Below are 26,955 nucleotides of genomic sequence, written 5' to 3'. Positions count from 1 at the left end.
CGAAGCGAAATGGCGACATCAATGAGCGTGTTGGACGGCATTGTGGCCGGCGTACGTGTGGATTTGGCGCAGCGGGAGGGCGAGGTGACCCTCGCTGAGCTGCGGTCGCGGGTCGCCGACCGGCCCGCGGCGCTGGATCCGCTGCCGGCCTTCCGGGCGCCCGGGGTGTCCATCATCGCCGAGGTGAAACGCAAAAGCCCGAGCAAGGGCGCGCTGGCCGAGATCGCCGACCCAGCGGATCTGGCTGCCCGCTACGTGGGCGGCGGCGCGGCGGCGATCAGTGTGCTGACCGAGCGGCGGCGGTTCGGCGGCAGCCTTGCGGACCTGGACGCGGTCCGAGCGGCGGTCTCGATTCCGGTGCTGCGTAAGGATTTCATCGTCACGCCGTACCAGCTGTGGGAGACGCGTGCGCATGGCGCGGACCTGGTCCTGCTGATGGTGGCCTGCCTGGAGGGCGCCGCACTCGGTGACCTGCTGGGGCTGGCCACCGAGCTCGGGCTGACCGCTTTGGTGGAGGCTCACACCGCTGACGAGCTGGACCGAGCCTTGGAGGTCGGCGCTCAACTTGTCGGGATCAACGCCAGAAACCTGAAAACACTCGACGTTGACCGCGCGGTCTTTGGCAAGCTCGCGCCCCGCATTCCTGAGGGTGTCGTACGGGTAGCCGAGTCAGGCGTGGCCGAGCCGGCAGACGTCGCCGAATACCACGGCTGGGGCGCCAATGTGGTGCTGGTGGGCGAGGCGCTCGTACGCGCGGGTGATCCAGGAACGTCGATCGCGCACTTTATCGCGGCGGCTGAACGCTGATCAGCCGTTGCCCAAGACACCGCCGACGGTCTTGAGAAGCGCCTGCAGCATGCCAATGACCTCACCGAGGACATCGCCGAGGTTGGGCAGGCTGGGGACGTCCGCCTGAACGGTGTGCACGGTGCTGACGGGCGCCGCTTCGGCCGGCGTTGCCGTCGCTCCGACGAACAGCACTGACACCAGGGAAGCTGCCACGATCGCTTTGCGCGCTGTCTGTCTACGCACGGGATGGGTCCTTTCCGTGAGCGGTCATCGGGATACAACATGCGATATGCAGGGAGTTCCACCGAGGCGGTGAAGTGCTCCTGCCCTCGCAACTGACGCTTACGTCATACTCAGCGTAACCGAGCTGCCACCATTTGTCTGTATTTCTGGGGCACTGAGATGTTTAATGATGATTGTCGGGTTGGCTATTCGGACAATTAACAACATTTCGGGCAGCGGCTCGACGGGCGGCCCAGGCGGTGACTCCCACGCTCACCAAAGCGGCGGCCAGAATCGCGCCGCCTTCGGCCGGGGTGAGCAGCCGGGTGCCGGTGCCGATGGCCACCGCGGCGACCGGTACGCCCAGTTGCGCGCCGGCCAGGATGGCCAGCGGGAGCGGCTGGCCGAGCAGCCGGGCCATCGCGTGCACGCTGATAGAGGCGATCGCGAGCAGAGTGGCCAGCCCGAGCATCCGCGGATCGCCGGCCAGCGCCCGCAGATCGAGGGACGCGCCGAGCCACACGAAGAAGACTGGGCCGAGGAAGCCGTCCGCGACGGCGAAGAGCTGCCGGGCCAGCCGGCGGGGCTCGCCGGTGGCAGCCAGCCCGAGCCCGATCACGAAGCCGGCCAGCATCACCGAGACGCCGACCAGCTGGGCGAGGCCGGCGAGCCCGAAGACCGCGATCAGGGCGACTCGCAGCTCCAGCCCGAAATTCCGGTTCTTGCTGACCTCGTGCGCCTTCCCGACCAACCCACGTTTGCGCAGTTGCCAAAGAACGAACCAGAAAACGGCGCCGCCGCCGGTCACCGCGAGCACCCCGAGCGCGGACCGGCCGGCGTTCCCGGGATCCTCCGCCAGCGGGAGCGCGATGATGCAGACCGTGTCGGCGATCGCGACGTGCACGATGGTCGCCAGCGCTGCCGGTGTGGACAGCTCGTACTCGCTGATCACCGGCATGATCAACGCGGCCGAACTGGAGGCCAGCAGGACGGCGTAGAGCAGTCCGTGTCCAGTGCCGGTGATGGCCGCGACGCCGAATCCTGTCGGTACGGCCAAAACGCCGACTCCAGCGGCCAGCAGCGCGCCTCGTCGCAGGGCCACTCGCAGCGCCGGATCGCGTAACGGCACATGGCTGCCGGCCACCAGCATGACGAGCGCGAAACCGGCTGAGGCCAGGAACGACAGCACCGGCTCGGTCGGATCCACCCACTGTAAGCCGGTCCGGCCGACCAGCACGCCGACCCACGATTTCCCCGACAACTACCGGCAAACGTGCGCGTTTCGGCGCGGCGAGCAGCGGGCCGGCCAGCCCGGCGGCCAGCACCAGGGCAATGGTGAACAGATTCAAGAGCGACGCCTGGGCCGGACGAAACCGCGGACCACCGAGCGCAGGATGAGGACGAAGCCGAAGAACCCGATCACATATCCGGCGAAGGCGTCCAGCCTTACGTTCGGCGCGATGAGCGGGCCGGCGTCGGTGACGACCAGCACGATCGCACTGACCACCGCGGCCACCGCGACCAGCGCGCTGACGCCGTCGGTGACCAGGCTGGCGAGGAACACCCGGTCGTCCGGGTCGGCGAAGGGCCGGAACCGGACCGCCAGCCGGCCGCTTTCCAGATTCGCCGTGATGGCCTCCAGCCGGCCCGGTATTCGCCTGCTGACGGCCAGAAAAGCGGCCATCCGGCTCTTGGCCGCAGCGGCCAGCTGTTCCGGCGGGAAGAGTTCTTCGCCGAGCCTCGGTGCGATCGAACGGGCGTAGGCGACGAGGTCGAACCGCGGGTCGATCAGGGTCAGCGCGCCTTCAAGGGCGGTGATCGTCCGGAACGCGGCCGCCACATAAGGCGGGACGCCGAGCCGGTAGACCCGTACGACGTCCAGGAACTGGGTGAACACCCCAGCGCCGGTCTGGTAACGCATGGACGTGACGACCGCGCCGAGATCGCGGCGCAACGTCCGCATGTCCAGGCTCTCCGGCGCCTCGGCCAGGAGCAGCAGCGCGTCGGTGGCGGCCGCGTTGTCGTCGTTGTCCACCGCCTGCAGGAAAGCGGCCAGCGCTTCCCGCGTCTCGCGGTCCAGAACACCGACCGAACCGAAGAAGTCGAGCAGCCCGATCGTGCGGTCCTCGCGCAACATCAGGTTGCCCGGATGCAGGTCGGCGTGAAAGACGCCGTGCACCAGGATCTGCCGGAGCACCTCGTCGCACAGGTTCGCGGCGAGCGCCCGTCGGTCGCTGTCTGGGATTTTCGCCAGGGCGGACGCGGCATCGCCGACCGGCACACCGTCGAACCGCTGCATGGTCAGGATCCGTTGGCCGCACAGTGTCGGGAAAACCAGAGGGACAGCCAACAACGACTCGCCGGACGCCTTCCGGATCATCTCCATGTGCCGGTGTTCGGTGCGGTAGTCGAGCTCGTCCCGCAACGACTGGGCGAAGCCTTCGGCGAGTGCGACCGCGCCGAGGTCACGGCCCCAGTCCGTCCGGGTCTCGATCCAGCTCGCCAGCCTGACGATGATGTCGACATCGGCGCGTACCTGCGCCTGCGCGGTCGGCCGCTGCACCTTCACCACGACGTCAGTGCCGTCCGCCAGCCGGGCCGCGTGCACCACCTGGGCCACCGAGGCGGCGGCCAGTGGTTTCGGATCTACCTCGGCGAAAAAAAACGTGTCGATCGGGCCGCCCAGCTCGGCTTCGATGACAGCTCGGATCTCGTCCCATCGCACTGGCCGAGCCCGGGTCTGCAGGTGGGACAATGCCTCTACATACCGATCGGGCAGCAGGTCGCGGCGGGTGGACAGCAGCTGACCCAGCTTCACGAAGGTCACGCCGGCCTCGTTCAGTGCGGCGACCAGCGCCACCGGAGTCCGCTCCAGCTCCGGCTGGGACACCCGGCGACCGCGCAGCACCCGGGACAGGCCATGCCGGGAGGCGATCGACAGGATCGCCAGATATCGCCGGGTCCGGCGCCGCCGCCCGACCAGGTCGCGGACCAGCCTGAGTGGGTTGGGAACGCTGCCGGTCGGCCAGATCGCCTCCACCGCCACCAGCGCGGCCACTCCGAAGGCGAACAGCCAGCCGAAGGCCAGCAGGATGAAGGCGGCCGCGACCAGCACGGACACGCTGAGATGGTCGGGCCCGCCGCGCAGTCCAGCGGCGGCGGCCACGAAGGTCGCGAACGGCGAGCTGCCGGCGTAGACGACCAAGCCGACCACGAACGTACGCGGCCAACCGACCGGGGTGCCGAGCACCCGGCGCGCCACCATCCCGGCGCAGACCGCGAAGAGGGCCGCCGCGGCCACCACCACGACCGTCTCGATCACCACCGCGTTCCCCCTGGTTCGACGCCTGAGGACAGTTTGTCGCAGGGGTGTGACCTTCCGGGCGCGCACCCCGGGCAGTGGCTCAGATGAGGAACCAGCCGAGGCTGAGCAGGCCCGCGGTCACGCTGTAGATCGCGAACGGCGTGAGCGTACGAGTCTCGAAATACTTGGTGAGGAAACGGAGCGAGACATACGCGGCCACGCCGGCGACCGCGCTGCCGGCGAGCACCTGGCCGAGGATGCCGTGCCCGGTCGGTCCGGCCAGCTCGGGCAGCTTCAGGACCCCGGCGGCGAGGATGATGACCGGAGTGGCGAGCAGGAAGGCATACCGCGCGGCGTCCTGGTGCGGAAGCCCGCGCAAGAGGCCAGCGACCATCGTCGAACCGGACCGGCTGATGCCCGGCAGCAGCGCGAAAACCTGCGCCGCGCCGACGCCGACGGCCTCCCACCAGGTCAGTCGGGCAAGCCGCCGGTCCGACTCCAGTGCGGCGGCCGCGTCGCCGCCGCCGTGCGCGGACACACCGCCCTCACCAGCGACACTGTTCGAGGAGACATAAACCTGCGCTCGAGCGCCCCCCGGTGGGTGGTTGGCGGCGCCGACCGACCGGGGTCGGCCGCGGCGACTCCGTCGGTTCGGTGGACAGCGACCGGCGGGTGCGCAACCGCTCGACACTGAACAAAACCAGCCCGTTCAGGGTCAGGAACAGCGCGGCCGGGATGGGTTTGCCGAGCGTACTGCGGAAAAGGTGGTCCAGTGCGAGGCCGGCCAGACCCACCGGGATGGTGCCCACGATCAGCAGCCACGCCAACTTCTGTTCGGTGGTCACTATCTGGCGGTAGCGCAGCGAGCTGAACAGGCCGCCGGCGATCCGCAGCCAATCCCGCCAGAAGAAGATCACCAGGGCCGCCGCGGTGGCCACGTGCGCGGCGATCAGGAAAGTCAGATAAGGCGAGTCTTTGGCGGTCACGTCCAGGTTCGTCGCCCAGTCGCCGCCAATCCAGGCCGGGATCAGAATGCTGTGTCCGAGACTGGACACCGGGAACAGTTCGGTCACCCCCTGCAGCAGCCCGATCACGATCGCCTGCAGGTAGGTGAGGTGCGGCATATCAGCTCCATTGCTGCAAAAAGTCGTTCCGTCCGGGTGACGTTCGGCGCCGAGCAGATGGTACCTAGTGGTCAGGCCGAGCCCAGGGCGGCCCGTACCCGCTCCTGGAGCACCGGGATCACGTCACTCTCGAACCACGGATTCCTGGTCTGCCACCGGAAGTTCAGCGGTGACGGATGCACCAAGGGAATGATGTCCGGCAGATATTCCTGATAAGCCTTCACTGTCTGTGTCAGGTTGGGCTTCAGTCGGTCACGCAGGTAGTAGTTTTGGGCGTACGAGCCGATGAGGATCGTCAGTCGCCGGTGCGGTAGCTCGGCCAGGATCCGCGGGTGCCATTTCGGCGCGAATTCCTTGCGTGGCGGCAGATCGCCGTGATCGCCTTTGCCGTGGTAGTAGAAGTCCATCGGCAGCAGCGCGATCAGCTTCGGGTCGTAGAACTCCTCGTCGGTGACCCCGAGCCACGAGCGCAGCTTGTCGCCGCTCGGGTCGTTCCACGGCTTGCGGCTTTCCTGCGCCCGTTTTCCTGGCGCCTGACCGATGATCACTATCCGCGCGCTGCTGGTGCCGCGGTGTAGAGCGGAAGGTAGCCGGCCGTGCCCACCGCCGCGTTCGCGGGATCGTCAACGATCTCCTGGTAGATCCTGCTCAGCCGGCTCATCCGGACAATATGCCACGGAGCCGGCAGCGGCCTATGCGTTGGTCCCGCGTACGACCTCAAGGTATTCGGCGATGGCGTCCCGGTTGCGGATCAGGCACTCGACCCGGGCCGTCATCCGGTCCCGCTGGTGCTCCAGGGTGGCGATCATTTCCGGTGTGGCGTCTGGAAAGTAGATCACCCGCGGCTTGTCGAGGCAGGGCAGGATCTGCTTGATGATGCGGGTGGGCAGGCCGGCGTCGAGCAGCCCGCGGATCTGCATGACCCGGTCGACGAACCGCTCGTCGTAGTCCCGGTAGCCGTTGGCGCAGCGGTTGGCGACAATGAGCTCCTGTTCCTCGTAGTAACGCAGTAACCTGCGAGGCGTGCCGGTACGCTCCGACAGCTCTCCGATGCGCATGTGCGCCACCTCATATCCGGGCGGATTGACCCTCACATCAATGTGATGGTTCGAGCATACTGTCATGCGAACCCACACCGTCGTACGAGCCGATCCGACCACCAGGTCGGCCCTCCCGTTAGCCGCCTTGCTGGCGCTCGCCACCGCCGTTTTTGTGACCAGCCTGACCGAAACGCTGCCGGCCGGCCTGTTGCCGGCGATGAGTGCCGATCTTGGGGTCAGCCTGTCCGCCACCGGCCAGACTGTCACGATCTACGCGGTCGGCACGGCTCTCATGGCGATCCCGCTGACCGCGGCCACCGCGCGTTGGCGGCGCAAGCGGCTGCTGCTGGCGGCGATGGCCGGATTCGCGGTCGCCAACACGGTCACCGCGGTCTCGACGAACTACTCGCTGACCATGGTGGCGCGGTTCGTCGCCGGAGTCGCCGCGGGCGTCGCCTGGGCGCTGCTCGCCGGCTACGCTCGCCGGCTCGCGCCCGCACACCTTCAGGGCAGGGCGATCGCGATCGCGATGGCCGGAATTCCGGTCGCGCTGTCCCTCGGGGTTCCGGCTGGTACGTTCCTCGGCCAGGCGTTCGGCTGGCGACTCGCGTTCCTGCTGATGACAGTGCTGACCATCGCTTTGCTTGTTTGGATCGGCTGGGCGGTCCAGGACTTTCCTGGACAGCAGCAACGAGAGAAGTCCTCGATGTCGCAGGCGTTGCGCGTACCAGGAGTGGCGCCGGTCCTGTTCGTCACGCTGTTTTTCGTGCTGGCCCACACAATTCTTTACACGTACATCGCCACTTTGCTGGCACGGCTGGGGGATTGGGCGGCTCCGTTGACCTGGTGTTGCTGGTCTTCGGCGCTGCCTCGCTGCTGAGCATCTGGCTGGTCGGCGTCCAGATCGGTCGTCGGCTGCGTACGCTCACCGTTGCCAGCGTTGTTCTTTTCGCCGCCGCGGCAACCATTTTGGCTCTGTTGGGCGGCAATCCCGTCCTCGTCTTTGTCGCGGCGGCGTTGTGGGGGACTCGGCTGGGGTGGCGCCCCGACGCTCCTGCAGACCGCGGTGGGCGATGCGGGCGGCGAGTCGGCCGACGCGGCGCAGGCCATGCTCGTCACGTTGTGGAATGTCGCGATGGCCGGCGGGGGAGTCATCGGCGGGTTGCTGTTGGCCGGCCTCGGTGCGTCTGCGTTCCCCTGGAGCGTCTTGTTGCTGCTGATCCCCGTGCTGGTGGTGGTTCTTGCGGCCCGTATGCACGGCTTCCCGTCACGAGACGTACCGTAGCCTTATGCCCGAGTCCCGCGAGCTGGCTGAACTGCCGTACGCGCCTTATTTGGTGGCCCCCGACGGGGAGCTGGAGCAAGGTGACGACTATGACACGGTGCATTTCCAGGACGTGAGTTTCACCGACGTGAAAGCCGGCAACACGCGGTTCGCCGAGTCGGCCTTTTCCTCAGTGGACTTCGGAAACGGCCATTTTCGGCGGGCCAAGTTCAACGACGTCTGGATACACACCGGGCAGTTCGTGGGCACCGATCTGGTCGAGACGACCTGGCTGGACACCGAGATCATCACCAGCGTGCTGGCCGGCGCGGCGATGTTCGACGCCGAGCTCACCAGGGTGAGTTTCTTCGGCTGCAAAAATCGTGTCCGTGAACCTGCGTAACACCAAACTGCGAGAAGTCGCCTTCGTCAACTGCAAGCTCCGGAGCGTGGATTTCGGTGCTGCCGCCCTGACGAAGGTGACTTTCCCCGGTTCGTCCCTGGAAGAAGTCGAATTCGAGCGCGCCAAGATGAGCAAAGTCGACTTCCGCGGCGCCGCCGAGCTGGGGCTGCACAGCGGACACGGCTCGCTCAAGGGCGCGACTATCAGCAGCCTTCAGCTGGTTGATCTAGCGCCGGCGTTCGCGCAGGTGCTGGGGGTGACGGTGCAGGACTGACCGGCTTGTCGCGGCCGCCGGTACGTTCGGCGCCGATGCCGGCGGTCACCACGAAGGCGATCCCGGCGAGCGCCGCGAGATCTGGCACCTGGTGCAGCGCGAGCAGGCCGATGACCAGCGCGATGGCCGGCTCGAGGCTCATCAACGTGCCGAATGCGGCGGTGGTGAGCCGGCGCAGGGCCAGCAGCTCGAGGCTGAATGGGATCACCGGCAGCAGGATCGCGAGGCCGGCGCCGGCCAGCAGTATCTGCCAGTTGAGCCGGTCGAAGACGAACGGGCCGGCGACCAGCGTCGCGACCACACCGGCGACCGGCATCGAGATGGCCAGCCCACGAATGCCCGAGACCTCGTCGCCGACCCGCTGGGTGAGCAGGATGTAGGCAGCCCAGCAGACCGCCGCGGCGAGCGCGAAACCCGATGCCAATCAAGTCGATCTGGCCGCGCCATGGCTGGGTGAGCAGCACCACGCCGACCGCGGCGAGAATCGGCCAGCGTTTCTGGCCGCCGCGACCGCGGCTGACCGCAACGCCCAGCGGACCGAGAAACTCCAATGCGCTGGCCGTCCCCAACGGCAGTCTGGCCACCGCACACATAAAGAACAGCGTGACGGCGGCCGTCACCACCCCAAGTGCGATCCCGGTCAGCAGGCCGGCCCGGCTGAAACCGGACAGCCGCGGTCGTACGACCACCAGCAGCAAGACCCCCGCCCAGGCCAACCGCAGCCACGCCGTACCCAACGGTCCGAGCTGCCCGATCAGTCCGACCGACACGGCCAGTCCGAGCTGGACGCACGTCATGGACGCGAGGGCCATGGAGGCGCCGGCACGCGAGCTGGAGAAGGTCATGTTCGAAGTAGACGATGCGAAATCATCCATGTCCACGTGCTGATTCTGGACAAGTCGTTCGGGTTTGCTGAACAATTGGGCCGTGGAGACCCGTCGCCTGCGGTTGTTGCTCGAGCTGTCCCGCCTTGGCTCGATGCGAGAGGTCTCGGATGTGTTGGGCGTCACGACGTCGACGGTGTCGCAGCAGATCGCGGTGCTGGGCAGGGAAGTCGGCGCGGACCTCATCGAGCCGGACGGTCGCCGCGTACGACTGACCCCCGCTGGGCGGCGGCTAGCCGATCACGCGGTGAAAATCCTCGCCGCCGTCGAGGCCGCGTACGCGGACCTGGACCCGGGCGCCGAGCCGACCGGCTGCCTCCGGGTGGCCGGATACGTCACCGCGATCCGCCGGTTCCTGCTGCCGATCGTCGCCGACCTTGCCGTCACCCACCCAAAACTGGAGCTGCTCATGTACGAGCACGAGCCGGTCGAGGCGTTCACCTTGCTGGCGGCCGATGACCTCGACCTCGCACTGGTCTACGACTACACGCTCGTACCAGCCTCGATCGATGCGACCGTCGAGCTGACCCCACTGCACACTGCGTCCTGGGGGTTGGGAGTGCCGGCGGAGTCCACCGCCAGCGGCAACGCGCTGGCGGTTTTTGGCCAGTTCCGGGATGAATCCTGGATCGTGAACTCCCGCAACACCGCCGATGAGAACGTCGTTCGCGCGATCGCGTCGCTGGCCGGCTTCGAGCCGCGGATCGCGCACTACATCGATGGCCTCGAACTCGTCCAGGAGCTGATCGTCGCTGGTCTTGGGGTGGGGCTGCTGCCCATCGACTGGCCGACTCTGCCGGGCGTACGGCTGCTCCCGCTCGCCGAACCGGCGGTCACTTTCCGTTCGTACGCGGCCATCCGGCAAGGACGCGGTACCTGGCCGCCGCTGGCCCTGCTGCTTGCTCGGCTGAGGGCGGCTATTTGATCAGAATGTTCAAGAAAATGACCAGCAACCCGAGAACCGCGTGCGCGGCGCTGATCAGCACCGCACCGCGCCACCGGTAGCCGCCCAGCCGCGCCGCGGCGAGGCCCCCAGCCGATCAGCAGTACGACGTTGAGCGCGAGCGCGGTCGTCGTGTACGCCTCGCCGGCCCAGCCGCTGAGGCCGGCGACCAGCAACACGACCAGGGTTGGCAGGCAGGCAGCCACAATCGGGACGCCACTGAGCACGTCGTCAAGCAGATCGCGCCAGAGCTGATGGGTCGGCCCGCCGGCTTGGTGGGTCGAGATGTGTTTGGCGTAGCCGCGGGTGACGGCCGCGATGACCACCGTGATGAAGATCCACTCGGCGTCGTACCCGGGGGAGTACGTGCCTGGCTGGTGATCCAGTGCGGCCAGCAGCGCGCTGGTCACGACCGTGCCGTACACGCCGCCGTAGAGCGCGTTGGAATCCAGCCACTTGCGAGCGGTGTCGATAGTCCTGCCCCCCCATGCGAACGGTGTCCCGCCCGCAATTATGCGGCAGAGCGTCAGATGCTGGACCGCCACATCCAAGTGGTTACCGCACCTTGGGGCGGGGGACGAGGCCGACCGCGTGCAGGAAGGCGGCCGCGAGGCAGCAGAGGGCGCCGGCCAACAGGACGCCGCCGATGGCGTCGCTGAACCGGTGCCAGCCGGCAACCATCGTCGCGACCGCGACAACAGACACGCCGACGGCGCCGGGAAGGGCGATCAGCCAGCGTGCCCACCCGGGCAGCGCGAGCATGAGGGCGAACAGCAAGGCGGCCGCGGCCGCCACATGGCCGCTCGGAAAGCTGTTGTGCAAGGTGGAATCCATCACGTCGAAGTCTGGCCGGGTGATGATGGTCTTGAGGACGCGCCCAGCCACTGAGGCGAGTACGACGCAGATGCCGGCCACCGCCGCCCATGGCCGCCGGCACAGCGCCCCGACGAGCAGGATGACCCCGAAAAGGACCGCCAGCAGCCTGATGTTGCCGACGAACGACAGCAAGGTGGTCGCCTGGTCTGCGAGTCCGTGGGCGCCGAAGCCCTTGGCGTCGGCCAGCAGCACTCCGTCGACTTCTTGACCGGCCGTGGTCCAGATGAAGGCCAAGGCGGCGAAAGCGAATCCCACTAGCAGGACCAGTGCGGTCACCAGCAGCCATCCGGCGGAGGACTCTCGCCGCGGTGTCGTGTGATATGGACGTACGGGGGCTGTCGACCGGTCGCCGGCAACACTGAACTTGTCGTCATATGCCCAATACTGGGCAGGGTATTCGTCTGTACGGTCCACGCGATGTCATCGTTGTGTAACAAGACTTCACAGGAGCCCGAGAAACCCCGGATCCGCGCCGTCGAACTGTTGGCTGACATCCGACGACATGCCGAGCACCTCGTGCATCGGTACGGCGCGGCGACTGGTGGCGGACAGGTCCTGGCGGCCTTCTTTCGACCACAGGAAAGGCACCACGCTGAGCCCCTCGGTGAGACCGACCGCAGCGGACTCGGTTTCCCAGCCAGGCCAGCGAAGGTCCTGGTAGAACTGATTCGTACGCCCCGACAACAACCACGACAACCAGGCGCCATAGCCGGCGCCGAGTGACTCCCACCGCAGGCTGTCCGGTGCGAAGTACGCGATCTCGCCGGGTGCGCCGCGGCCCCACGCCTGGCTGTCCATGCCATTCAGGCTGAACACCCCGCCGAGCACGTCGTGCCCGACCACGAGGCTGCCTGAGGGCGGTGTCGCGTCGTCATCGGAAATGCCGTTTACGCTACGGAGGCTGGGAAAGTCGGTAGCGCCACCATAGATCCGCACCCAACCGTGGTCCAGCAGAATGCCACCGCAATGCAGGGCCATCGCACCCAGCGGCGACCGAGCGGTGACCTGCAACCAGTGCAGGCAAGCCGAACCGTGTTCTTCGTCCGCTGGAAGGGTTTTCACCGTCAATGGACTTTCCGAGATCTCCGCCATAATCGTCGGCCACGCCGGCTCATCGACCTCAGTCAGTTCCGTCAGGCTGCGCACGTCCCCAAGCCTAGTTCCGTCGGTTCAGAGACTGCCGTACGGCCGCACGAGAGGGCGTCTCGGCGGCCGTACGCATCAGGAATTGACCTATTCGGCGGCCTGCTTTTCCACCGCTGCCTTGACTTGCGCGACATGCGGGTCGGTACGAGCGTCGTACCGCCACAGTGAAGGCAGCGCGGCGCTCAGCGTGCCAGCGGTGATCAGGGTGGCGAGGCCGCCGATCCACAGCGCCGGTCGGATGCCGAACCGGGTGGCCAGCGCGCCGGCCCGCAGGTCGCCGATGGCCGGACCGGCCGATCCGGTGATCAGCTCGATGCCGGCCAGCCGGCCACGCATGCCGTCCGGGATCGACTGGCTCCAGATGATCCCGCGGAACACGTCACTGACCCAGGTCGCCGCGCCGGAGATCGCCAGCATCACGATGAGCACCCAGATGTTGGGCACCAGGCCGGCAATCGTCACTGCCGCGCCGCAGATCACCGCACCGAGCAGGATCATTCGCCCGTGCCGGTGCACTCGGCCAGTCCAGCCGCTGGTCAGGCCGGCGACCAGGCTGCCGGCGAACATCGCCGAATAGAGCAGGCCGAGCGCCCACAGCGCGTGAAGTTCGGTTGCCAGGAAGGGAAAGAGCGCGATCGGCAAGGCAAGCACGGTGGCCGCCATGTCTGCCGCGTACGTGCCGACGAGTTCCGGTCGGCTCCACGCATAGCCGATGGCCCGGCCCACCCCGCTAAACGACGGCGACTCCGCTTCGGGGGAGGCTGGCACCGGGCGTACGAGCAGAAGCAGCGCGATGGAGATCGCGAAACTCACCGCGTCGACGGCGAATGCCGTGCGTACGCCAAAACTCGCGATCGCGACGCCGGCGATCGCCGGGCCGACCACCCCCGCCACCGTCCATCGCGCGGCGGTGACGGAGATCGCGGCGGGCAGCTGGTCGTGCGCGACAATCCGCGGGGTGACGGCTTCCAACGAGGGTTGTTGGACGCCTTGCAGTGCGGCGGTGGCCGCGGCCGCGACGTACAGCGGCCAGATCATCGGTTGACCCAGCAGCGCGTTTCCCAGCAACCCCAACGCGACCAGGCTGAGACCGAGCTCGGTGGCGAGGATGACCTTGCGCCGGTCGAAGGCGTCCGCGATCGCCCCGCCATACAGTCCAAAGAGGACCACCGGGATCAGCTCGGCGGCGCCGAGGGCGCCGACCGCCAGCGCCGAGCCGGTGATTTGCGCGACCTGCAGCTGCAGCGCGATCAGGGTGAAGACCGACCCGATGCTGGTCACCAGGCCGGACGACCAGACCAGCCGGAAGTCGCGGGAGACCCGCAGTGGGGTCAGATCAGGGAGCAGGCCGCGCAAGCCCGCTCGCTTGTCAGCAGTGTCGTTTTTCGTGCCGTCCATTGAGCGAAGGTGTCCATTCGTGCGTACGGAAGATGTCAGTCGTCATATCCGCGACGCACCTCATAGGACCCCACTTCGCTCGGCAGCAGACAGCCCGAGCCACGATAGCCACTCTGCTCGGATCGCGCATCTCGATTTACCAACTCGGACGCTGGACGTACTTTTCTTTCGGCAACTAACTGAACGAGGCTCTGTAATGGCGCGTTACGAGAATTTGGACGGGTCCGTCGAATCGCACGGAGAGTGTCCATCGTGGCCACATGAGGACATTCCTAGATCATATATCCGATTTCCGGTTGGAGAGACTCTTCGCTGCTCAGCGGCCATTCGCGATCTTGGCTGGTCGGGATCCGGCTATTTGAAGCCCTCCGTCAAATTCCATCGGACGCGTTGACAGTGGACCGGTCGCTGTTACATTCCCGGCAGATATCCGATATCCCATCTTTTTCCGTTTCGCAACCCCCCGCTTGCGACCGCTGGATGAGGAGGATCATGAACCGGATTTCCCGGTGGATGGCCACGATCTTGGCTGCCACTACGGCCCTCGCGATAGTGGCTGGCGTGTCACCCGCGCGCTCGTCAGCCGAAAACACCCCCAGCACCGACTGGTCGGTCGCGGTGGTGGAGTCGACCATGGCGCGCTACACACCGAGCACGATCGGCGGCTGGTCCTACCCGGTCGGGCTTTATCTGTACGGCCAGTACCTGGTCTACCAGCGTACGCACAACGCCCGCTATCTGAGCTATATCAAGAGTTGGGTGGACCGATTCGTCGACGCGTCCGGAAACATCAACCAGAGCTTCGACAGCCTGGACAGCATGATGGCCGGGCGGCTGTTGGTGATCATGTACGAGGAGACCGGGCAGGCCCGTTATCGTACGGCTGCCGCCAAAATCCGTAAGAGACTCACCACGTACCCACGCACCTCAGATGGTGGCTTCTGGCATGCCACCGCGAGCAGTCGGGCGCACCAGCTGTGGGCCGACGGGGCTTTCATGCTGAACCCGTTCCTCGCCGAATACGGCCGGGAGTTCGGCGATTCGGCCTACACCAACGACGAAACCACGAAACAACTGCTTGTCTATGGCACCCATCTGCAGGTGGCGAACGGCCTCCTGCAGCATGCGTACGACGAGTCGAAGACCCAGAGTTGGGCCGATCCGCGGACCGGGCTGGCGCCGGAACAGTGGTGCCGGGCGATCGGCTGGTACGCGATGGCCACGGTGAACATTCTCGACATCGTCCCCGCCACCCAGCCGCGCCGAGCGCAGTTGCTGACCATCCTGGGAAATCTCGCCGCTGGAATGGAACGCTACCAGGATCCGGCCACCGGCCGGTGGTTCCAGGTGGTGAACAAGGGCACCCGCGCGGGCAACTGGACCGAGACTTCGTGCTCCAGCATGTTCTCGTACACGCTGTCGCGGGCGGCCCAGCAGGGCTACATCGACCCGCATTACACGGCGGTGGCGCAGCGTGGATATCAGGGCGTGCTCGGCAAAATCTCGCTCGGCTCGGACGGCCGAACCAACCTGACGGACATCTCCATCGGTACGAATGTCGGCGACTACGCCTACTACATCGCGCGCACCAAGGCGACCAACGATTTCCATGGACTGGGCGCCTTCCTGATCATGTCTGAACAGTTCAGAGGACGATGATGACCAACGAATCTCGCACATTCTCCCGGCGGACGGTGTTGAGCGCGGCCGTGGGCGGCGCAGCGGCGGTCGCGCTGCCTGGTGCTGCGCAGGCCGCCGGGACCTGGACACTGCGTTGGTCACCGGACGCGGCCAAGGGCGGCCTGGCGGCCTTCGAAACCGTCGAGGACGACCGGGCCCACTCCCATCCGGCCGGCCATCCGCATATTTTCCCCGAAGGCAACAACTTTCGCTTCACCATGCACACAGTCGACCGGGACACCAGCACCGACCGGAAGCGGCAGGAAGTCACCGGCAACCGCACCGGCACCGGCACCAACTCGTACTTGCAGTGGAAATTGGGCGAGACCTGGCGGCTGACCTATTCGTTGTTTATCCCGAGTTCCCTGAAGGCGACCACCACTTTCACCCACATCATGCAGATGAAGCAGCCCGGCGACGGAACTTCGCCGATTATCGTCCAATCACTGCGCCGCAACGGCAGCACGCCGACGATCGAGCTGAAGGTCGTCGGTTCTGACACGCTGGTCGGGCGGACGAACCTCGCCCCGTTGCAGGACAAATGGATCGACATCGACTTCCAGCTCAAGATTGGCAACGGCAACGCCGGCACGGTGCGGTGGATCGTACGCTCCGGCGGCACGACGGTGATCGACGCCAACAAGACGAGTGTGGACACGTTCCTGGCCGATCGGGTACGCCCGAAATGGGGCATCTACCGCTCACTTGGCGACACCTCGGGGTCGCTGCAGAACTGCTATCTGCTGCTCTCCAACCTGCGCTGCTACCAACTCACCGGAGCGTCTTCGTGAAAAGACCCTGGCTATTAGTGATTCTCGCGTTAGTGCTGGTGGTGGGGCTCGTTGAGCCGACTGGCTTCGCGGCTGGGGCGGCGACGGTTTTCAACGTACGTGACTACGGCGCCACCGGGAACGGGTCGACCAACGACAGTACGGCGATCAACAAGGCGATCACCGCTGCGAACGCGGCCGGGGCGGGCGGCGTCGTACGAGTGCCGGCCGGCACGTACAAATCCAGCAACTCCCTGCATATGAAGAGCAATGTGACGCTTCAGCTGGATAGTGGATCCACGATCAAGGGATCGAATGCGAAAGGTTACGACGCGGCCGAGTCCAACGCGTACGACAAATACCAGGACTATGGGCACAGCCACTTCCACGACGCGATGATCTGGGGCAGCGGCCTCACCAATATCGGTTTCGTCGGGGCCGGCACGATCGATGGCGGCGGCAACCTCATCACCGGCAATCCGGGCGCTGGTCAGGCCGACAAGATCATCTCGCTGACGCGCTGCGACAACCTGACCGTCAGTGGCATCACGCTGCGCCGAGGCGGGCACTTTGGCATGTTGATTAACGGCTGCACCAACGTCACGTCCGACCATCTGACGATTGACACCGCCGCTGACCGCGACGGCTGGAACGTCATCAGTACGACCAAAGTCACGATCACCAACGCCACCATCGCGGCCAATGACGATGCGCTCGTTTTCAAAAGCGACTACGCGTTGGGTGCCAAGCTGCCCAACGGCAGCGTCAGCGTCAGCGTGACGGACTCGCAGCTGTCGGCGCGGTGTTGCAAACGCGCTGATGTTCGGTTCCGAGACATGCGGCGACTTCACCGGCTACACCTTCCAGCACATCACCATCACCGGCGCGCAGAAATCGGGGCTGGGCATGGTGTCGATGGATGGCTCGACCATCTCCGACGTGCATTACCGTGATATCACCATGACTGGAGTGCGGTCGCCGATCATGCAGAAGATCGGCACCCGAAAACGATGTGGAAACAGTCCGGGTGTTGGTCACATCAGCAACATCACGTACGACGACATCACCGCGACTGGCGCCAGTCCGTCCTTCAGCCCGACGCTGTGGGGTGAGTCCGGCGCGAACCGGATCGACGGCGTCACCTTCACCAACGTGAACATCACCGTGCCAGGTGGAAACGGCACGATGAGCACGGGAGTGCCGAGCAACGACGCCACTGACTACAACCCGAACAGCATCGGCGCCCGGCCGGCTTTTGGCTGGTACGTGCACAACGCGAACAACATCAAGTTCGTCAACAGTTCGGTACGGTTCGCGGCCAACGATGGCCGGCCCGCGGTCATCGTCAACAACGCCAGCGGGATCACTTTCGACCATTTCACCGCCCAACGCGGTTCCAGCAGCCCGTACGACTTCGGCTTCCAGACCGTGGCGGGCTATTGCGTCAGCAACAGTGCCACCACCAGCGGTGGCGCGCTGCGTACCAATGCCACCGGTTCGACCATGTCCTGTCCAGAGCGGAGGCCGTAATGGGACGGAAAATGCTAGGGGTGCTCGCTGCCCTGGTTCTGGCCGTCGGCCTGGTTCCAGGCCCGGCCCAAGCCGACCTGCAGAATCCGCGACAGGCATTTCTGCGAGGTGCCGTCGCTGGCCTTTTCCTGCACTGGGGCGAACGCACGGCACCGGCGCATACCAGCTGCAGTGGCTGGGAGTCCGATGTCACCAACGGTGGCTGGACACCGAACTACTGGGTGTCCGAAGCGCAGAAACTGCATGCCCAATATCTGGTGCTGGCGACGTTCCACAGTCGCCTTGGCTATGCGAGGCCCTGGCCGTCGGCGATTCCGGGCAGTTGCAGCACCAAACGCGACTTCCTGGGGGAGCTGATCGCGGCCGCCAAGGCCAACGGCCTGCGAGTCATCCTTTACATGACCGACGACCCGCAGTGGCACGCGGACGGTGGCCACGAGTGGCTCGATTCCAAGGCCTATTCGACCTACAAAGGTAAGACCGTCGATCTCACCACCCGGGACGGTTTCGGGCAGTTCTCGTACGACAACTTCTTCGAGGTCATGAACCGGTATCCGGACCTCGGCGGCTTCTGGATCGACAACGACAACGACTACTGGTTGAGCCACAACCTCTACGCCCAGATCTATCAGAAGCGTCCGAACTACACGATCAGCAACAACAACGAAGACACCCCGATCATGGACATGATCAGCAACGAGCAGAAAACCGGCATGACGCCGTCGTACGACTATCCGCAGGCTGTTTACACCGCCGCGCCGCGGCTGACCGAGGCCGACTTCAAACTGCCGTCGACCGGCGCCTGGTGGTACGACGGCTCCAACCCGACAGTGGACCGTACGCTCACGCTGGGCCGATTGATTACCAACGCTGGCTCTTCCGTCAAAGCGTTGATGGCCGAAACCGCCCAGGTCAACGGAAAGTTCCCGAGCAACCAGGAGTCTTTCAACACCTTCGCCAACAGCTGGCTGAACCCGATCTGGGAGTCCCTGTCCGGCACCGAAGGTGGCGGCTACCTGTACGGCGGGATGCAGCCCGGCGCCTGGAACGACGGCGCGTACGGCGTCACCACGGTCTCCAAAACGGATCCGGATACGCAGTACATTCACGTCGTCACCAAGCCGTCGACCAGCACTCTGAAGATCCGCGACAACGGCACTCGGGTGACCAGTGTACGGAACCTGCGGACCGGGGCAGCGATTTCCTTCAGCCAGGGCGGCGGTTCTCTGACGCTGACCGGGCTCAGCGGCTGGGATCCGTACGACACCGTTTTCCAGGTCACCACCGCCGGCCGGGAGGGAATCGACTCGGCGTCGATGAGCGCGACCGCTTCGGCGAGCGGGCACCCCGCGTCGGCGGCTGGGGACGGTGACTACCTCACGTACTGGGACAGCAACAAAACTCTGCCGGTGTCACTGCGCTTCGACCTCGGCTCGGGCAGGAAGATCCAGTATCTGGGGATCAACCAGCGTGAGGATTCGGTGAGCTACGCCAGATCCGCGACCGAACAGTCGGCCCGGATCAAGAACTACAACGTCTATTTCAGCTCCGACGGTAAGAACTGGGGGAGTCCGGTCAAGTCCGCCACCCTGCCGAGCCGCCGGGGGGTGCAGTTCATCGATTTCGCTGGGACAACCGCGCGGTATGTGCGGCTGGAGGTTCTCAACACGTACGCAGCGTCCAGTGATTCGGCGCATTACCAGCAACTCCGGGTCGACGAGGCGTGGATCGGCTCGTCGTACGTCACTGGGAGCGGAGCATGAGACGCCTGTTTGCGGCAACTCTCGGCCTGGCCTGCGTGCTGAGTCTGTCGCCCGTACCAGCGGTCGCTTCCGATAATGGGCTGTCGATCCGGCCCGCGATGGGCTGGAGTAGCTGGAGTTGGGTGCGTCGGACACCCACCGAGGCCAAGATCAAGGCGCAGGCGGCCGCGATGAAGAGCAGTGGTCTTTCCGCGCACGGCTTGTCTCCATCAACCTCGACGATTTCTACCAGAAATGCGACGCGAATGGCTTCCAGGTGGATGGCAACGGCCGCTGGCTGGTGGATCCGGCCAAGTTTCCCAACGGCATCAAGGCGCTCGCCGACTACGTCCACGGTTTGGGGCTAAAATTCGGCTTCTACGTGACGCCCGGCATCGCGCAGAACGCAGTCACCGCCAATACTCCAGTCGCTGGGACTTCGTACCACGCGAAAGACATCGCGGACACCTCGAAAAAACCGAGAAGAACTACAACTGCAAGCATATGTACCGGCTGAATTACAGCAGCCCGGGAGCGCAGGCGTTCGTTGACTCATGGGCCGCGCAGTACGCCTCCTGGGGCGTTGACTACCTCAAGATCGACGGTGTCGACGCGACCACAATCGATGACATACAAGCGTGGGCCAGCGCCTTGCGCAAGACCGGTCGGCCGATCACTTTCGCGTTGTCCAACAACTTGCCGATCGCCAACGCGGCTACGTGGGAAGCAGCTCGCCAACAGTTGGCGGACACAGGGCGATGTGGAGTGCTATTGCGGACCCGGCCCAAACGGCAGCGGTTATCCGCTGACGACCTGGTCCCGGGTGACCGGTCGGTTCGCCTCCGCCGCCAGCTGGCAGCAGTGGGCCGGTCCGGGCGGCTGGAATGACCTGGATTCGCTGGAACTGGGCAACGGCGACCAGGTCGGGCTGACCGCGGACCAGCGCCGCTCGTATTTCACGCTGTGGGCGATGGCCGCCTCGCCGCTGTTGCTCGGCACCGACCTGACCGCGCCGAACAGCACGGACATGGCGATGCTGACCAATGACCGCCTGATCGGTGTCGATCAGGATGGGGCAGCGGCCGGCCGGATCGTCACCAGCGGCGTCCAGCAGGTGTGGCGCAAGCGCGAGGCGAACGGCGACTACGTGGTGGCGTTGTTCAACACCGGCACGTCCGGCAACGCGACCGTCAGCGTCAAGTGGTCCCAGGTCGGCTTCAGCGGCAGCGCCGATGTCACCGACCTGTGGTCCGGCGGACACGTCGGTACGGTCGCCGGCTCGTACGCCGTGACCCTCCGGCCAGGTGAGACGCGGCTGATCCGGGCCAGGGTTTTGAGTTCCCAGTCCAGTGTCGGAAGGCAGGGCAGATGAAACACAGGAGAATCCGTCAGGTCGGGGTCCTTTTGGTGGCCCTGCTGGCCGCCAGCGGACTGCAACAGGCCACTGCGGCGGCCGCGGCGACTACGGCGTACGAGGCTGAGAACGCCACGATCGTGCAGGGCACAGTGGCGAATAACCACACCGGCTTCACTGGGACCGGTTTCGTCGACTACACCAACGTCACCGGCTCGTACGTGGAGTTCCACGTCAGCGTGGCCGCGGCCGGCAGCAGCTCGCGCTGACCTTCCGGTATGCCAACGGCACCACCGTCAACCGGCCGATGGACATCGCGGTCAACGGCACGGTGGTGGCCGCCGGAACCGCCTTCCCGGCCACCACCAACTGGGACACCTGGGCCACCAAGGCGGTGAACGCGCAGCTCACCGCGGGGTCCAACACGATCCGGGCCACCGCGACGACGGCGAACGGCGGGCCCAACCTCGACGACCTGACCGTCAGCGGTGCGACCGACAGCCAGCCGCCGCCCACCACGCCTGGCACCACGTCCTGCTCCGATCTCGGCGAGAACCAGCTCACGCTGCACTGGGGCGCGTCGACCGACAACATCGGGGTCGCCGCGTACGACATTTACGACCACGGCAACAAGTTGGACGAGGCCGCCGGGACCGTCACGTCCAAGGTCCTCACCGGGCTCGCCCCGAACACCACGTACACGCTGGCCGTCACAGCGCGTGACGCCGCTGGGAACGCCTCACCGGCCACCTCACCGCTGACCTGCACCACCTTGCCCAGCAGTGACAGCACTCCGCCGACCGCGCCGAGCGGCCTCGGGCAGTCCGCGGTGACCGCCACCAGCGTCAACCTGAGCTGGACCGGCTCGACGGACAACGGGCGGTGACCTCGTACGACGTACGCAGCGGCACGACCGTCTATAAGAGCGTGACTGGTACGCCGCCGCCACACCTCGACGACAGTCACCGGGCTCGCCTGCAACAGCCCGTACACGCTGAATGTGGTCGCGCACGACGCGGCCGGAAACACGTCGGCGCAGAGCAACACGGTGTCTTTCACGACGAATGCATGTAGCAGTGACGGCGGCGTACCGTCCTCGATCACCACCATTTCCACCGGCTGGGCGATCCCGTGGGGCACGTACTGGATGCCGGACGGACAGACCGCGCTGGTCACCGAACGTGACAGTTTCAAGGTGTTCAAGGTGACCCCGAGCGGAGCTAAGACGCAGGTCGGCACGGTCCCGAACGCGGTCACCACGAACGGCGAGGGCGGCCTGCTCGGCGTCGCGATCGACCCGAACTGGGCCACCAACCACTACATCTACCTCATGCACACGGCGTCCGAAGGCAACCGGATCGTCCGCATGACGTACAACGGCACCTCGCTCACTGGCTACACGATTTTGCTGCAGGGCATCAAAAAGAACCAGTATCACAACGGCGGCCGGCTGGTGTTCGGGCCGGATGGTTACCTGTACGCGAGCACCGGCGAGGCCGAGACACCTGATTTGGCCCAGGACAAGAACTCCCTCAACGGCAAGATCCTGCGGCTCACCACCGCGGGCCAGCCCGCGCCGGGCAACCCGTTCGGCAACTACGTCTACAGCTACGGCCACCGCAACCCGCAGGGCCTCGCTTTCGACCGCAGCGGCCGATTGTGGGAGGCCGAGTTCGGCAACTCCAAGTTCGACGAGCTGAACCTGATCAAGCCGGGTGGCAACTATGGTTGGCCGACTTGTGAAGGCACCTGCAGCGTTTCCGGAATGACCAACCCGAAGGCCACCTGGCCCACCGGTCAGGCGTCGCCGAGCGGCATCGCGATCGTACGCAACGTTGTCTATATGGCCGCGTTGAAGGGCGAGCGGCTCTGGCGGGATCCCGATCAACGGCGACAGCGAGAACGTCGGCACCCCGTCGGCGTACTACGTCGGCACGTACGGACGCCTGCGTACGGTCACCAAGGTGCCCGGCGCTGACCAGCTGTGGCTGTCCACCACCAACTGCGACAACAACGGCAACCAGCCGGACGGTTCGGACGTGATCTTCCGGATCTCGATCACGTAGCTGCGCTTCAGCGGCCGCCGAGGGGGTGAGACAGGAAGAACTGCCAGAGGATCTCGGTGGCGGAAATGGTGTGGGTAGCCGATCCGGGACCGCTGTCGACGAGTTCACCAGGCCAGGTGTGGCCGGCGCCGGCGATCCGGTAGTGCACGACGGCGGCGTGTCCAGCGCATCCCTGGAACGCGATTTTGGTGACATCGCTGCCAATGGCGGTGCTTGTCGGGGAGCCGCAATGGTCATGGTTCGCCCAGCCCTGAATCCAGTCCATCATGGCCGGGAGCGGTTCGCCGTGGCTGCTGGCCTCACCGTTGTAGTTGACGGTGGGGTCGGCGGTGCCGTGGAAGTCCACCAGGGACACCGGAGTGCCAGGTTCGCAGCCTTCGCGGGTTTCCGGATAGAAAGCGCCGGCTACTGTGCCGAAAGCGGCGATGCGATGGGACAGCCGGCAGCCAAGCAGAGCGGTGAAACCGGCGCCGTTGGACTTGCCGGTGGCATAGATCCGGGCTGGATTCACACAGAGCGTGGCCTGCAGGTGATTCAGCAGGTCGCTGGCGAAAAGCACGTCGTCCGACGGCGGCTGGTACGGCGCGCCCTGCCACGCTGTTTCGTTGCTCTCGCCCGGAAGGCCGACCGGATACACGACGATCGCGTCCAGCGCGTCGAGGCCGGAGAAGGCCTCGACGTCGGTGCCGTTTCCCTTGCGGCCGTGGAATGCGAGGATGACCGGTAGCGGTTGGGTGGGGCGGTAAGTGGCCGGAAGGTGCAGCAGGTAGGAGCGCTGGTATCCGCCCGATACGAGCGTACGCACCACTGTCTCGCCTTTGGACGCGTCCGGGGCGTGCAGGCATCCCGTTGTGGGTACGGGGAAATCGACCACGCCGACAGGTGGGCAGCTGGCCATTGCGGTGGCGAGCGCGATCGCCATGACAATGCGAGTAAGCATCACGGCACCTCGTTCAGAAAGGCGCGCAGCCGTGGGCTGCTCGGCGCATCGAAGAACTGATCCGGTGGCGCGGCCTCGATCAGGTGGCCCTGGTCGAGGAAAACCACCTGCTGGGCGACTTCGCGGGCGAACCGCATCTCGTGGGTGACGACGATCATCGTCATGCCCTGCGCGGCGAGGTCACGCATCACCGCGAGCACTCCCTTGACGAGTTCCGGGTCCAGCGCGGAGGTGGCCTCGTCGAAAAGCATGACTTCGGGTTTCATGGCAAGAGATCTGGCGATCGCCACTCTTTGTTGCTGACCGCCGGAAAGCTGCGCCGGCCGGCGGTCCTGGAGGTCGGCGAGCCCGACCGTTGCCAGCTGCGCTACGTACGAGCGACTTCCACTGCCTCATCGCGAGACTTTCCGAGCACCTGACGAAGAGCGAGGGTGACGTTGTCCAGCACGCTGTGGTACGGGAAAAGATGGAATTTCTGGAAGACCATGCCAACGCGCGTACGAATCCGGTCCACGTCAGCGCCCGGGTCGGTGATCGCGTCCGTACCGATCAGGATGCGGCCGGAATCGGGGCGCTCCAACAGGTTCGTACACCGCAGTAATGTCGACTTGCCCGATCCCGATGGCCCGATCACACACGTCGTGGAGCCGCCGGGAATGTCCAGCACGATGTCCCGCAACACTGGAGTGTGGCCGAATGATTTGCTGATCCGCTGATATTTCACCGCGGTACGGGAAGACACCGCACCCTGGGTGGTGGAGGTCTTCATGCCAGCGCCTCCGCGGTCCGTACGGGCCGGATTTTTCGCCGCGGAGACTGGGGTTCGCGCATGCGCCGGTCCCAGGCGTTGACGACGTAGGTGAGCGGGACAGTGATGGCGAGGTAGAGCAGCCCGGCCGCGACCAGCGGGGCGAGCGAGGCGTTGTTGACCGCGCTGTCCTGGGCGAGCGCGAACATTTCCCGCTGCCCGGCGGCAAGTCCGAGCAAGTACACCAACGCGGTGCTCTTGACGACCAGGATGAACTGCCCGGTCAGCGCCGGCAGGATCCGCCGGACACCGATCGGGACCACGATCAGCCGCAGCGTTCTCAGGTGCGACAGGCCGAGGCTGCGGGCGGCTTCCACGATGCCGGAGTCCACGCTCTGGAAGCCGGACCGGAAGATCTCGGCCATGTACGCGCCTTCCATCAGCCCGATCGCCAGCCCGGCGTAGCCGTACGTCCAGGTGCCGAAGATGGTCAGGCCGGCCAGCGGAAGACCCTGGCCGATCAGATAAACCGTCAGGATGTGCGGCAGGCCGCGCAAGATGTCCACATAAACTCGGCAGGGCAGCCGTACGACCCGAAGCCTGGACATCAGTCCGGCGGCCACCCAATTCCCACGACCAGGCCGATGAGGCTCGCGAGCACTGCCAGCAGCAGGGTGTTGAGCAGCCCTTCCGTCAACAACTGGGCCAAAGTGCTGCCGATCAGCGGCAGGTCGAAGAAGGTGTCCAGGAAGCGTTTCAGGCCGTCCATGGCAGTTCCTACCTCACGAGCCGGCTGGACGCTGGTGCATGCCGGGGTAGGCGGCCAGCATGGAGGCCGGGATCAAGACGCCCGGCGGATTCCATTTGGCGAAGAGTTTCGTGTACGTGCCATCAGCGATGATCGCGGTCAGCGCGGAGTTGAGTGCCTTTTTCAGCGCCGGTCGGTCTTTCGCGACCGGGAAGGAGGTTTGCGCGGTGGTGATCGCCGGGCTGGCGCTGAAGTCGGGGTGCTGGGTGAGCAGTTGCGCGGTGGTCGTGGTGCCGGTGAACAGGCCGTCCACCTGGTGGGCCGTCAGCGCGTTGGCGCTGGCCGCGATGTTCGGGAACTCCTTGACGGTGATCCCCGGCATTTGCTTCTGCAGCAACGGAATCAACTCACTGCCTCGGGTGATCGCCACCGTCTTGCCGTTAGCGGACTGGATAGTGGGCAGCTGAGCGGATTTGCGCGAGATCAGTTGCGCCTGACCAAAAGACACCGCGCTGGTGAAGTCGGTGACCTGCTGGCGCGGGGGAGTGACCAGGGTGCCGAAGGCTGCCGAGTCGTACGTGTGGTTGCGGACATTGGGTAGCATGCTGGCGAAGTCGGTGGACACGTACGAGACGGTGACACCCATCTTCTTCGCCATCGCCTGGGTCAGCTCGATCATGAACCCGGCGGGTTTGCCGTCCTGGACGAAGGAGGTAGGCTTGTCGTCCGAGCGGAAGGCCAGTTTCAGCTGGCCGGCCGTGATGGTGCCAAGCTCGTTCCGGCCGGCGCCGCTAGCGCCGCCGCAGGCAGCCGTCGAAAGCGCGGCAAAGGTCGCTACGGTCGCGAGGATGAAACGTCGTCGGGGCAGTGCCGCATTCATGATGCCTCCACGTGAATGCTCGGCGGGTACGGGCTGGGCAGGCGAGCCGGCAGATTGGCTAGTTCTCCGAGGAATGTGGCGATCCGCTCGACAGCGGTCTGAATGATCCGCTCGCCCGCCTCGAGGGACGCCTGCCGTGCGTCGCCGAGATTTCCGGTACGCGACAGGACGTCGTACGCCTGCGGGAAATGGATGCCGGGATGTGCGCGGCTCAGCTGTCCGGCGGGATCGAGATCCGCCAGGTCGGCGCTGCCGCGCTCAAGACGCTCCGGGAAGACCAGGCTCGGATCCACGAACATGGCCTGGGACGTCTCGATTTCACAGCTGTGGCCGCGAACCTGGCTGGTGGCGAGGTCGGCCACCACGTCGGAAACGACTGCGGTGATGCCACTCCAGGCGATATGTAAGTCGGGAAAGTCCGCGCGCAATCGCGAAACGGCGACTTCCACGGCCGCATTGTTGCCGCCATGGCCGGTCAGCACGAACACTTTCCGCCAGCCGTGCCGATAAAGGCTGTCGACCAGCTCGTGCACCACTTGTTGCAGCGTCACGGCCGACAGCGTCAGGGTGCCCGGAAATGCCATGTGATGCTCGGAAACCCCGACCGGAATGACCGGTGTGACCACCACCTGCGGGCTTAGTCGCTGGGCCACCACATCGGCCACCACCTCCGCGCGAGTGGTGTCGGTCCGCATCGCCATGCCAGGCCCGTGCTGTTCGCAGGCGCCCAGCGGCACGATCGCGATCGGCGCACGGTCGGCCAGCGCGGCTATTTCTGGCCAGGTCAGGTCGGCCAGCCGGTGGGTACGGTCGGTGTGCATAAATCACCC

Annotated in this window: 30 protein-coding genes and 3 pseudogenes; 17 read left to right on the top strand and 16 right to left on the bottom strand. The window is 65.8% G+C overall.

The genetic code is table 11. The annotated features are described in order from the left end of the window. The first annotated feature begins 21 nt into the window (after positions 1–21). Complete coding sequence (trpC, locus tag GNX96_RS17390) at positions 22–807, top strand: indole-3-glycerol phosphate synthase TrpC (protein WP_163568911.1); 786 nt, start codon at positions 22–24, stop codon at positions 805–807. Here the strand turns inward: trpC and GNX96_RS17385 are convergent, their stop codons facing one another. From GNX96_RS17385 to GNX96_RS17355, 6 genes and pseudogenes are all read right to left on the bottom strand, one after another. Then, on the bottom strand, positions 808–1,032 hold the full coding sequence (locus GNX96_RS17385; protein WP_163568910.1) for a hypothetical protein: 225 nt from the start codon (positions 1,030–1,032) through the stop codon (positions 808–810). It abuts the gene before it with no gap. A 163-nt stretch (positions 1,033–1,195) separates the two neighbouring features. Then, positions 1,196–2,248 (bottom strand): cation:proton antiporter, encoded by a 1,053-nt coding sequence (locus tag GNX96_RS17380; RefSeq protein WP_313885688.1) that lies wholly within the window; start codon positions 2,246–2,248, stop codon positions 1,196–1,198. A gap of 108 nt (positions 2,249–2,356) precedes the next feature. Beyond that, positions 2,357–4,333: an ABC1 kinase family protein gene (locus tag GNX96_RS17375; protein WP_163568909.1), complete on the bottom strand. Its 1,977-nt coding sequence runs from the start codon at positions 4,331–4,333 to the stop codon at positions 2,357–2,359. 82 nt (positions 4,334–4,415) lie between these two features. Beyond that, positions 4,416–5,439: pseudogene (locus GNX96_RS63815) on the bottom strand (undecaprenyl-diphosphate phosphatase). 71 nt (positions 5,440–5,510) lie between these two features. Further along, a complete protein-coding gene (locus tag GNX96_RS17360; protein WP_279580624.1) occupies positions 5,511–5,987 on the bottom strand; it encodes a uracil-DNA glycosylase family protein in 477 nt (158 codons plus the stop codon). Positions 5,988–6,131: 144 nt separating this feature from the next. Next, a complete protein-coding gene (locus GNX96_RS17355; protein WP_163568906.1) occupies positions 6,132–6,497 on the bottom strand; it encodes a MerR family transcriptional regulator in 366 nt (121 codons plus the stop codon). Positions 6,498–6,561: 64 nt separating this feature from the next. On the opposite strand from GNX96_RS17355, the gene GNX96_RS17350 reads away from it, so the two are divergent. From GNX96_RS17350 to GNX96_RS52570, 4 genes are all read left to right on the top strand, one after another. Next, on the top strand, positions 6,562–7,359 hold the full coding sequence (locus tag GNX96_RS17350; RefSeq protein WP_279580623.1) for an MFS transporter: 798 nt from the start codon (positions 6,562–6,564) through the stop codon (positions 7,357–7,359). Between the two features lie 186 nt (positions 7,360–7,545). Further along, on the top strand, positions 7,546–7,764 hold the full coding sequence (locus GNX96_RS52580) for a hypothetical protein (RefSeq protein WP_279580622.1): 219 nt from the start codon (positions 7,546–7,548) through the stop codon (positions 7,762–7,764). Positions 7,765–7,768: 4 nt separating this feature from the next. Then, positions 7,769–8,146, top strand: coding sequence for a pentapeptide repeat-containing protein (locus tag GNX96_RS52575; protein WP_279580621.1), 378 nt, complete (start codon positions 7,769–7,771; stop codon positions 8,144–8,146). Then, positions 8,133–8,420: a pentapeptide repeat-containing protein gene (locus GNX96_RS52570; protein ID WP_279580620.1), complete on the top strand. Its 288-nt coding sequence runs from the start codon at positions 8,133–8,135 to the stop codon at positions 8,418–8,420. The genes GNX96_RS52575 and GNX96_RS52570 overlap by 14 nt, the downstream gene beginning before the upstream one ends. On the opposite strand, the pseudogene GNX96_RS17340 reads toward GNX96_RS52570, so the two are convergent. Beyond that, positions 8,350–9,265 (bottom strand): annotated as a pseudogene (locus tag GNX96_RS17340) (EamA family transporter). The gene GNX96_RS52570 and the pseudogene GNX96_RS17340 overlap by 71 nt on opposite strands. An 82-nt stretch (positions 9,266–9,347) precedes the next feature. Here GNX96_RS17340 and GNX96_RS17335 point away from each other — a divergent pair. Then, a complete protein-coding gene (locus GNX96_RS17335; protein ID WP_163568905.1) occupies positions 9,348–10,229 on the top strand; it encodes a LysR family transcriptional regulator in 882 nt (293 codons plus the stop codon). Positions 10,230–10,802: 573 nt separating this feature from the next. Here the strand turns inward: GNX96_RS17335 and GNX96_RS17330 are convergent. From GNX96_RS17330 to GNX96_RS17320, 3 genes are all read right to left on the bottom strand, one after another. Continuing rightward, entirely contained in the window at positions 10,803–11,537 is a 735-nt protein-coding gene (locus GNX96_RS17330) for a phosphatase PAP2 family protein (RefSeq protein WP_163568904.1), read from the bottom strand. Between the two features lie 27 nt (positions 11,538–11,564). Next, a complete protein-coding gene (locus GNX96_RS17325) occupies positions 11,565–12,269 on the bottom strand; it encodes a DUF2625 family protein (RefSeq protein ID WP_163568903.1) in 705 nt (234 codons plus the stop codon). An 87-nt stretch (positions 12,270–12,356) separates the two neighbouring features. Further along, a complete protein-coding gene (locus GNX96_RS17320) occupies positions 12,357–13,667 on the bottom strand; it encodes an MFS transporter (protein ID WP_163568902.1) in 1,311 nt (436 codons plus the stop codon). Positions 13,668–14,159: 492 nt separating this feature from the next. Between GNX96_RS17320 and GNX96_RS17315 the strand changes: the two genes are divergently transcribed. From GNX96_RS17315 to GNX96_RS17280, 11 genes are all read left to right on the top strand, one after another. Next, positions 14,160–15,326 (top strand): glycoside hydrolase family 88/105 protein, encoded by a 1,167-nt coding sequence (locus GNX96_RS17315; RefSeq protein WP_279580619.1) that lies wholly within the window; start codon positions 14,160–14,162, stop codon positions 15,324–15,326. Positions 15,327–15,364: 38 nt separating this feature from the next. After that, positions 15,365–16,138, top strand: a complete 774-nt coding sequence (locus GNX96_RS17310; RefSeq protein ID WP_279580618.1) for a hypothetical protein — start codon at positions 15,365–15,367, stop codon at positions 16,136–16,138. A gap of 41 nt (positions 16,139–16,179) precedes the next feature. Next, complete coding sequence (locus GNX96_RS52565) at positions 16,180–17,070, top strand: glycoside hydrolase family 28 protein (protein WP_279580617.1); 891 nt, start codon at positions 16,180–16,182, stop codon at positions 17,068–17,070. Then, positions 17,024–17,647 carry a glycosyl hydrolase family 28 protein gene (locus GNX96_RS52560; protein ID WP_279580616.1) on the top strand — a complete coding sequence of 208 codons (624 nt, stop codon included), beginning with the start codon at positions 17,024–17,026 and terminating at the stop codon, positions 17,645–17,647. The genes GNX96_RS52565 and GNX96_RS52560 overlap by 47 nt, the downstream gene beginning before the upstream one ends. Positions 17,648–17,667: 20 nt before the next feature. Next, the gene (locus tag GNX96_RS17300; RefSeq protein ID WP_279580615.1) at positions 17,668–19,410 is read left to right on the top strand and encodes a discoidin domain-containing protein; all 1,743 of its coding nucleotides are present in this window, start codon (positions 17,668–17,670) and stop codon (positions 19,408–19,410) included. 118 nt (positions 19,411–19,528) lie between these two features. Then, positions 19,529–19,906, top strand: a complete 378-nt coding sequence (locus GNX96_RS52555; RefSeq protein ID WP_279580614.1) for an alpha-galactosidase — start codon at positions 19,529–19,531, stop codon at positions 19,904–19,906. Then, positions 19,894–20,277, top strand: a complete 384-nt coding sequence (locus GNX96_RS52550; protein ID WP_279580613.1) for an alpha-amylase family protein — start codon at positions 19,894–19,896, stop codon at positions 20,275–20,277. Before GNX96_RS52555 ends, GNX96_RS52550 begins: the two co-directional genes overlap by 13 nt. After that, positions 20,213–20,761, top strand: a complete 549-nt coding sequence (locus tag GNX96_RS52545) for an alpha-galactosidase (RefSeq protein ID WP_279580612.1) — start codon at positions 20,213–20,215, stop codon at positions 20,759–20,761. The genes GNX96_RS52550 and GNX96_RS52545 overlap by 65 nt, the downstream gene beginning before the upstream one ends. Beyond that, positions 20,758–21,012 (top strand): carbohydrate-binding protein, encoded by a 255-nt coding sequence (locus GNX96_RS17290; protein WP_163568899.1) that lies wholly within the window; start codon positions 20,758–20,760, stop codon positions 21,010–21,012. Before GNX96_RS52545 ends, GNX96_RS17290 begins: the two co-directional genes overlap by 4 nt. Positions 21,013–21,050: 38 nt before the next feature. Next, positions 21,051–21,629 carry a fibronectin type III domain-containing protein gene (locus tag GNX96_RS17285; protein WP_163568898.1) on the top strand — a complete coding sequence of 193 codons (579 nt, stop codon included), beginning with the start codon at positions 21,051–21,053 and terminating at the stop codon, positions 21,627–21,629. A gap of 114 nt (positions 21,630–21,743) precedes the next feature. After that, the gene (locus GNX96_RS17280) at positions 21,744–22,721 is read left to right on the top strand and encodes a PQQ-dependent sugar dehydrogenase (RefSeq protein ID WP_279580611.1); all 978 of its coding nucleotides are present in this window, start codon (positions 21,744–21,746) and stop codon (positions 22,719–22,721) included. 95 nt (positions 22,722–22,816) lie between these two features. Here GNX96_RS17280 and GNX96_RS17275 read toward each other — a convergent pair whose 3' ends face one another. From GNX96_RS17275 to GNX96_RS17255, 6 genes and pseudogenes are all read right to left on the bottom strand, one after another. Continuing rightward, positions 22,817–23,749: an alpha/beta hydrolase family esterase gene (locus GNX96_RS17275; RefSeq protein WP_163568897.1), complete on the bottom strand. Its 933-nt coding sequence runs from the start codon at positions 23,747–23,749 to the stop codon at positions 22,817–22,819. Further along, positions 23,749–24,518: pseudogene (locus GNX96_RS17270) on the bottom strand (amino acid ABC transporter ATP-binding protein). The gene GNX96_RS17275 and the pseudogene GNX96_RS17270 overlap by 1 nt, the downstream one beginning before the upstream one ends. After that, complete coding sequence (locus GNX96_RS17265; RefSeq protein ID WP_279580610.1) at positions 24,515–25,120, bottom strand: amino acid ABC transporter permease; 606 nt, start codon at positions 25,118–25,120, stop codon at positions 24,515–24,517. The pseudogene GNX96_RS17270 and the gene GNX96_RS17265 overlap by 4 nt, the downstream one beginning before the upstream one ends. Next, positions 25,105–25,266, bottom strand: a complete 162-nt coding sequence (locus tag GNX96_RS52540) for a hypothetical protein (protein ID WP_279580609.1) — start codon at positions 25,264–25,266, stop codon at positions 25,105–25,107. Before GNX96_RS52540 ends, GNX96_RS17265 begins: the two co-directional genes overlap by 16 nt. Positions 25,267–25,279: 13 nt before the next feature. After that, entirely contained in the window at positions 25,280–26,125 is an 846-nt protein-coding gene (locus tag GNX96_RS17260) for an ABC transporter substrate-binding protein (protein WP_163568896.1), read from the bottom strand. Continuing rightward, positions 26,122–26,946: a creatininase family protein gene (locus GNX96_RS17255; protein WP_163568895.1), complete on the bottom strand. Its 825-nt coding sequence runs from the start codon at positions 26,944–26,946 to the stop codon at positions 26,122–26,124. Before GNX96_RS17255 ends, GNX96_RS17260 begins: the two co-directional genes overlap by 4 nt. Positions 26,947–26,955 lie beyond the last annotated feature (9 nt).

Origin of the sequence: Fodinicola feengrottensis (assembly GCF_010993775.1) — a bacterium.
GTDB classification, from domain to species: domain Bacteria; phylum Actinomycetota; class Actinomycetes; order Mycobacteriales; family HKI-0501; genus Fodinicola; species Fodinicola feengrottensis.
The sequence above is the reverse complement of the archived record's forward strand: the minus strand, read 5'-3'. Positions and strand labels throughout refer to the sequence as shown.

Coding starts and splice junctions, on each gene's coding strand:
- trpC (WP_163568911.1), top strand. CDS start 22: ATGAGCGTGTTGGACGGCATTGTGGCCGGCGTACGTGTGGATTTGGCG.
- GNX96_RS17355 (WP_163568906.1), bottom strand. CDS start 6,497: ATGCGCATCGGAGAGCTGTCGGAGCGTACCGGCACGCCTCGCAGGTTA.
- GNX96_RS17350 (WP_279580623.1), top strand. CDS start 6,562: ATGCGAACCCACACCGTCGTACGAGCCGATCCGACCACCAGGTCGGCC.
- GNX96_RS52575 (WP_279580621.1), top strand. CDS start 7,769: ATGCCCGAGTCCCGCGAGCTGGCTGAACTGCCGTACGCGCCTTATTTG.
- GNX96_RS17320 (WP_163568902.1), bottom strand. CDS start 13,667: ATGGACGGCACGAAAAACGACACTGCTGACAAGCGAGCGGGCTTGCGC.
- GNX96_RS17315 (WP_279580619.1), top strand. CDS start 14,160: ATGAACCGGATTTCCCGGTGGATGGCCACGATCTTGGCTGCCACTACG.
- GNX96_RS52560 (WP_279580616.1), top strand. CDS start 17,024: ATGGTGTCGATGGATGGCTCGACCATCTCCGACGTGCATTACCGTGAT.
- GNX96_RS52550 (WP_279580613.1), top strand. CDS start 19,894: ATGTACCGGCTGAATTACAGCAGCCCGGGAGCGCAGGCGTTCGTTGAC.
- GNX96_RS17290 (WP_163568899.1), top strand. CDS start 20,758: ATGAAACACAGGAGAATCCGTCAGGTCGGGGTCCTTTTGGTGGCCCTG.
- GNX96_RS17285 (WP_163568898.1), top strand. CDS start 21,051: ATGGACATCGCGGTCAACGGCACGGTGGTGGCCGCCGGAACCGCCTTC.
- GNX96_RS17275 (WP_163568897.1), bottom strand. CDS start 23,749: ATGCTTACTCGCATTGTCATGGCGATCGCGCTCGCCACCGCAATGGCC.
- GNX96_RS52540 (WP_279580609.1), bottom strand. CDS start 25,266: ATGGACGGCCTGAAACGCTTCCTGGACACCTTCTTCGACCTGCCGCTG.
- GNX96_RS17260 (WP_163568896.1), bottom strand. CDS start 26,125: ATGAATGCGGCACTGCCCCGACGACGTTTCATCCTCGCGACCGTAGCG.
- GNX96_RS17255 (WP_163568895.1), bottom strand. CDS start 26,946: ATGCACACCGACCGTACCCACCGGCTGGCCGACCTGACCTGGCCAGAA.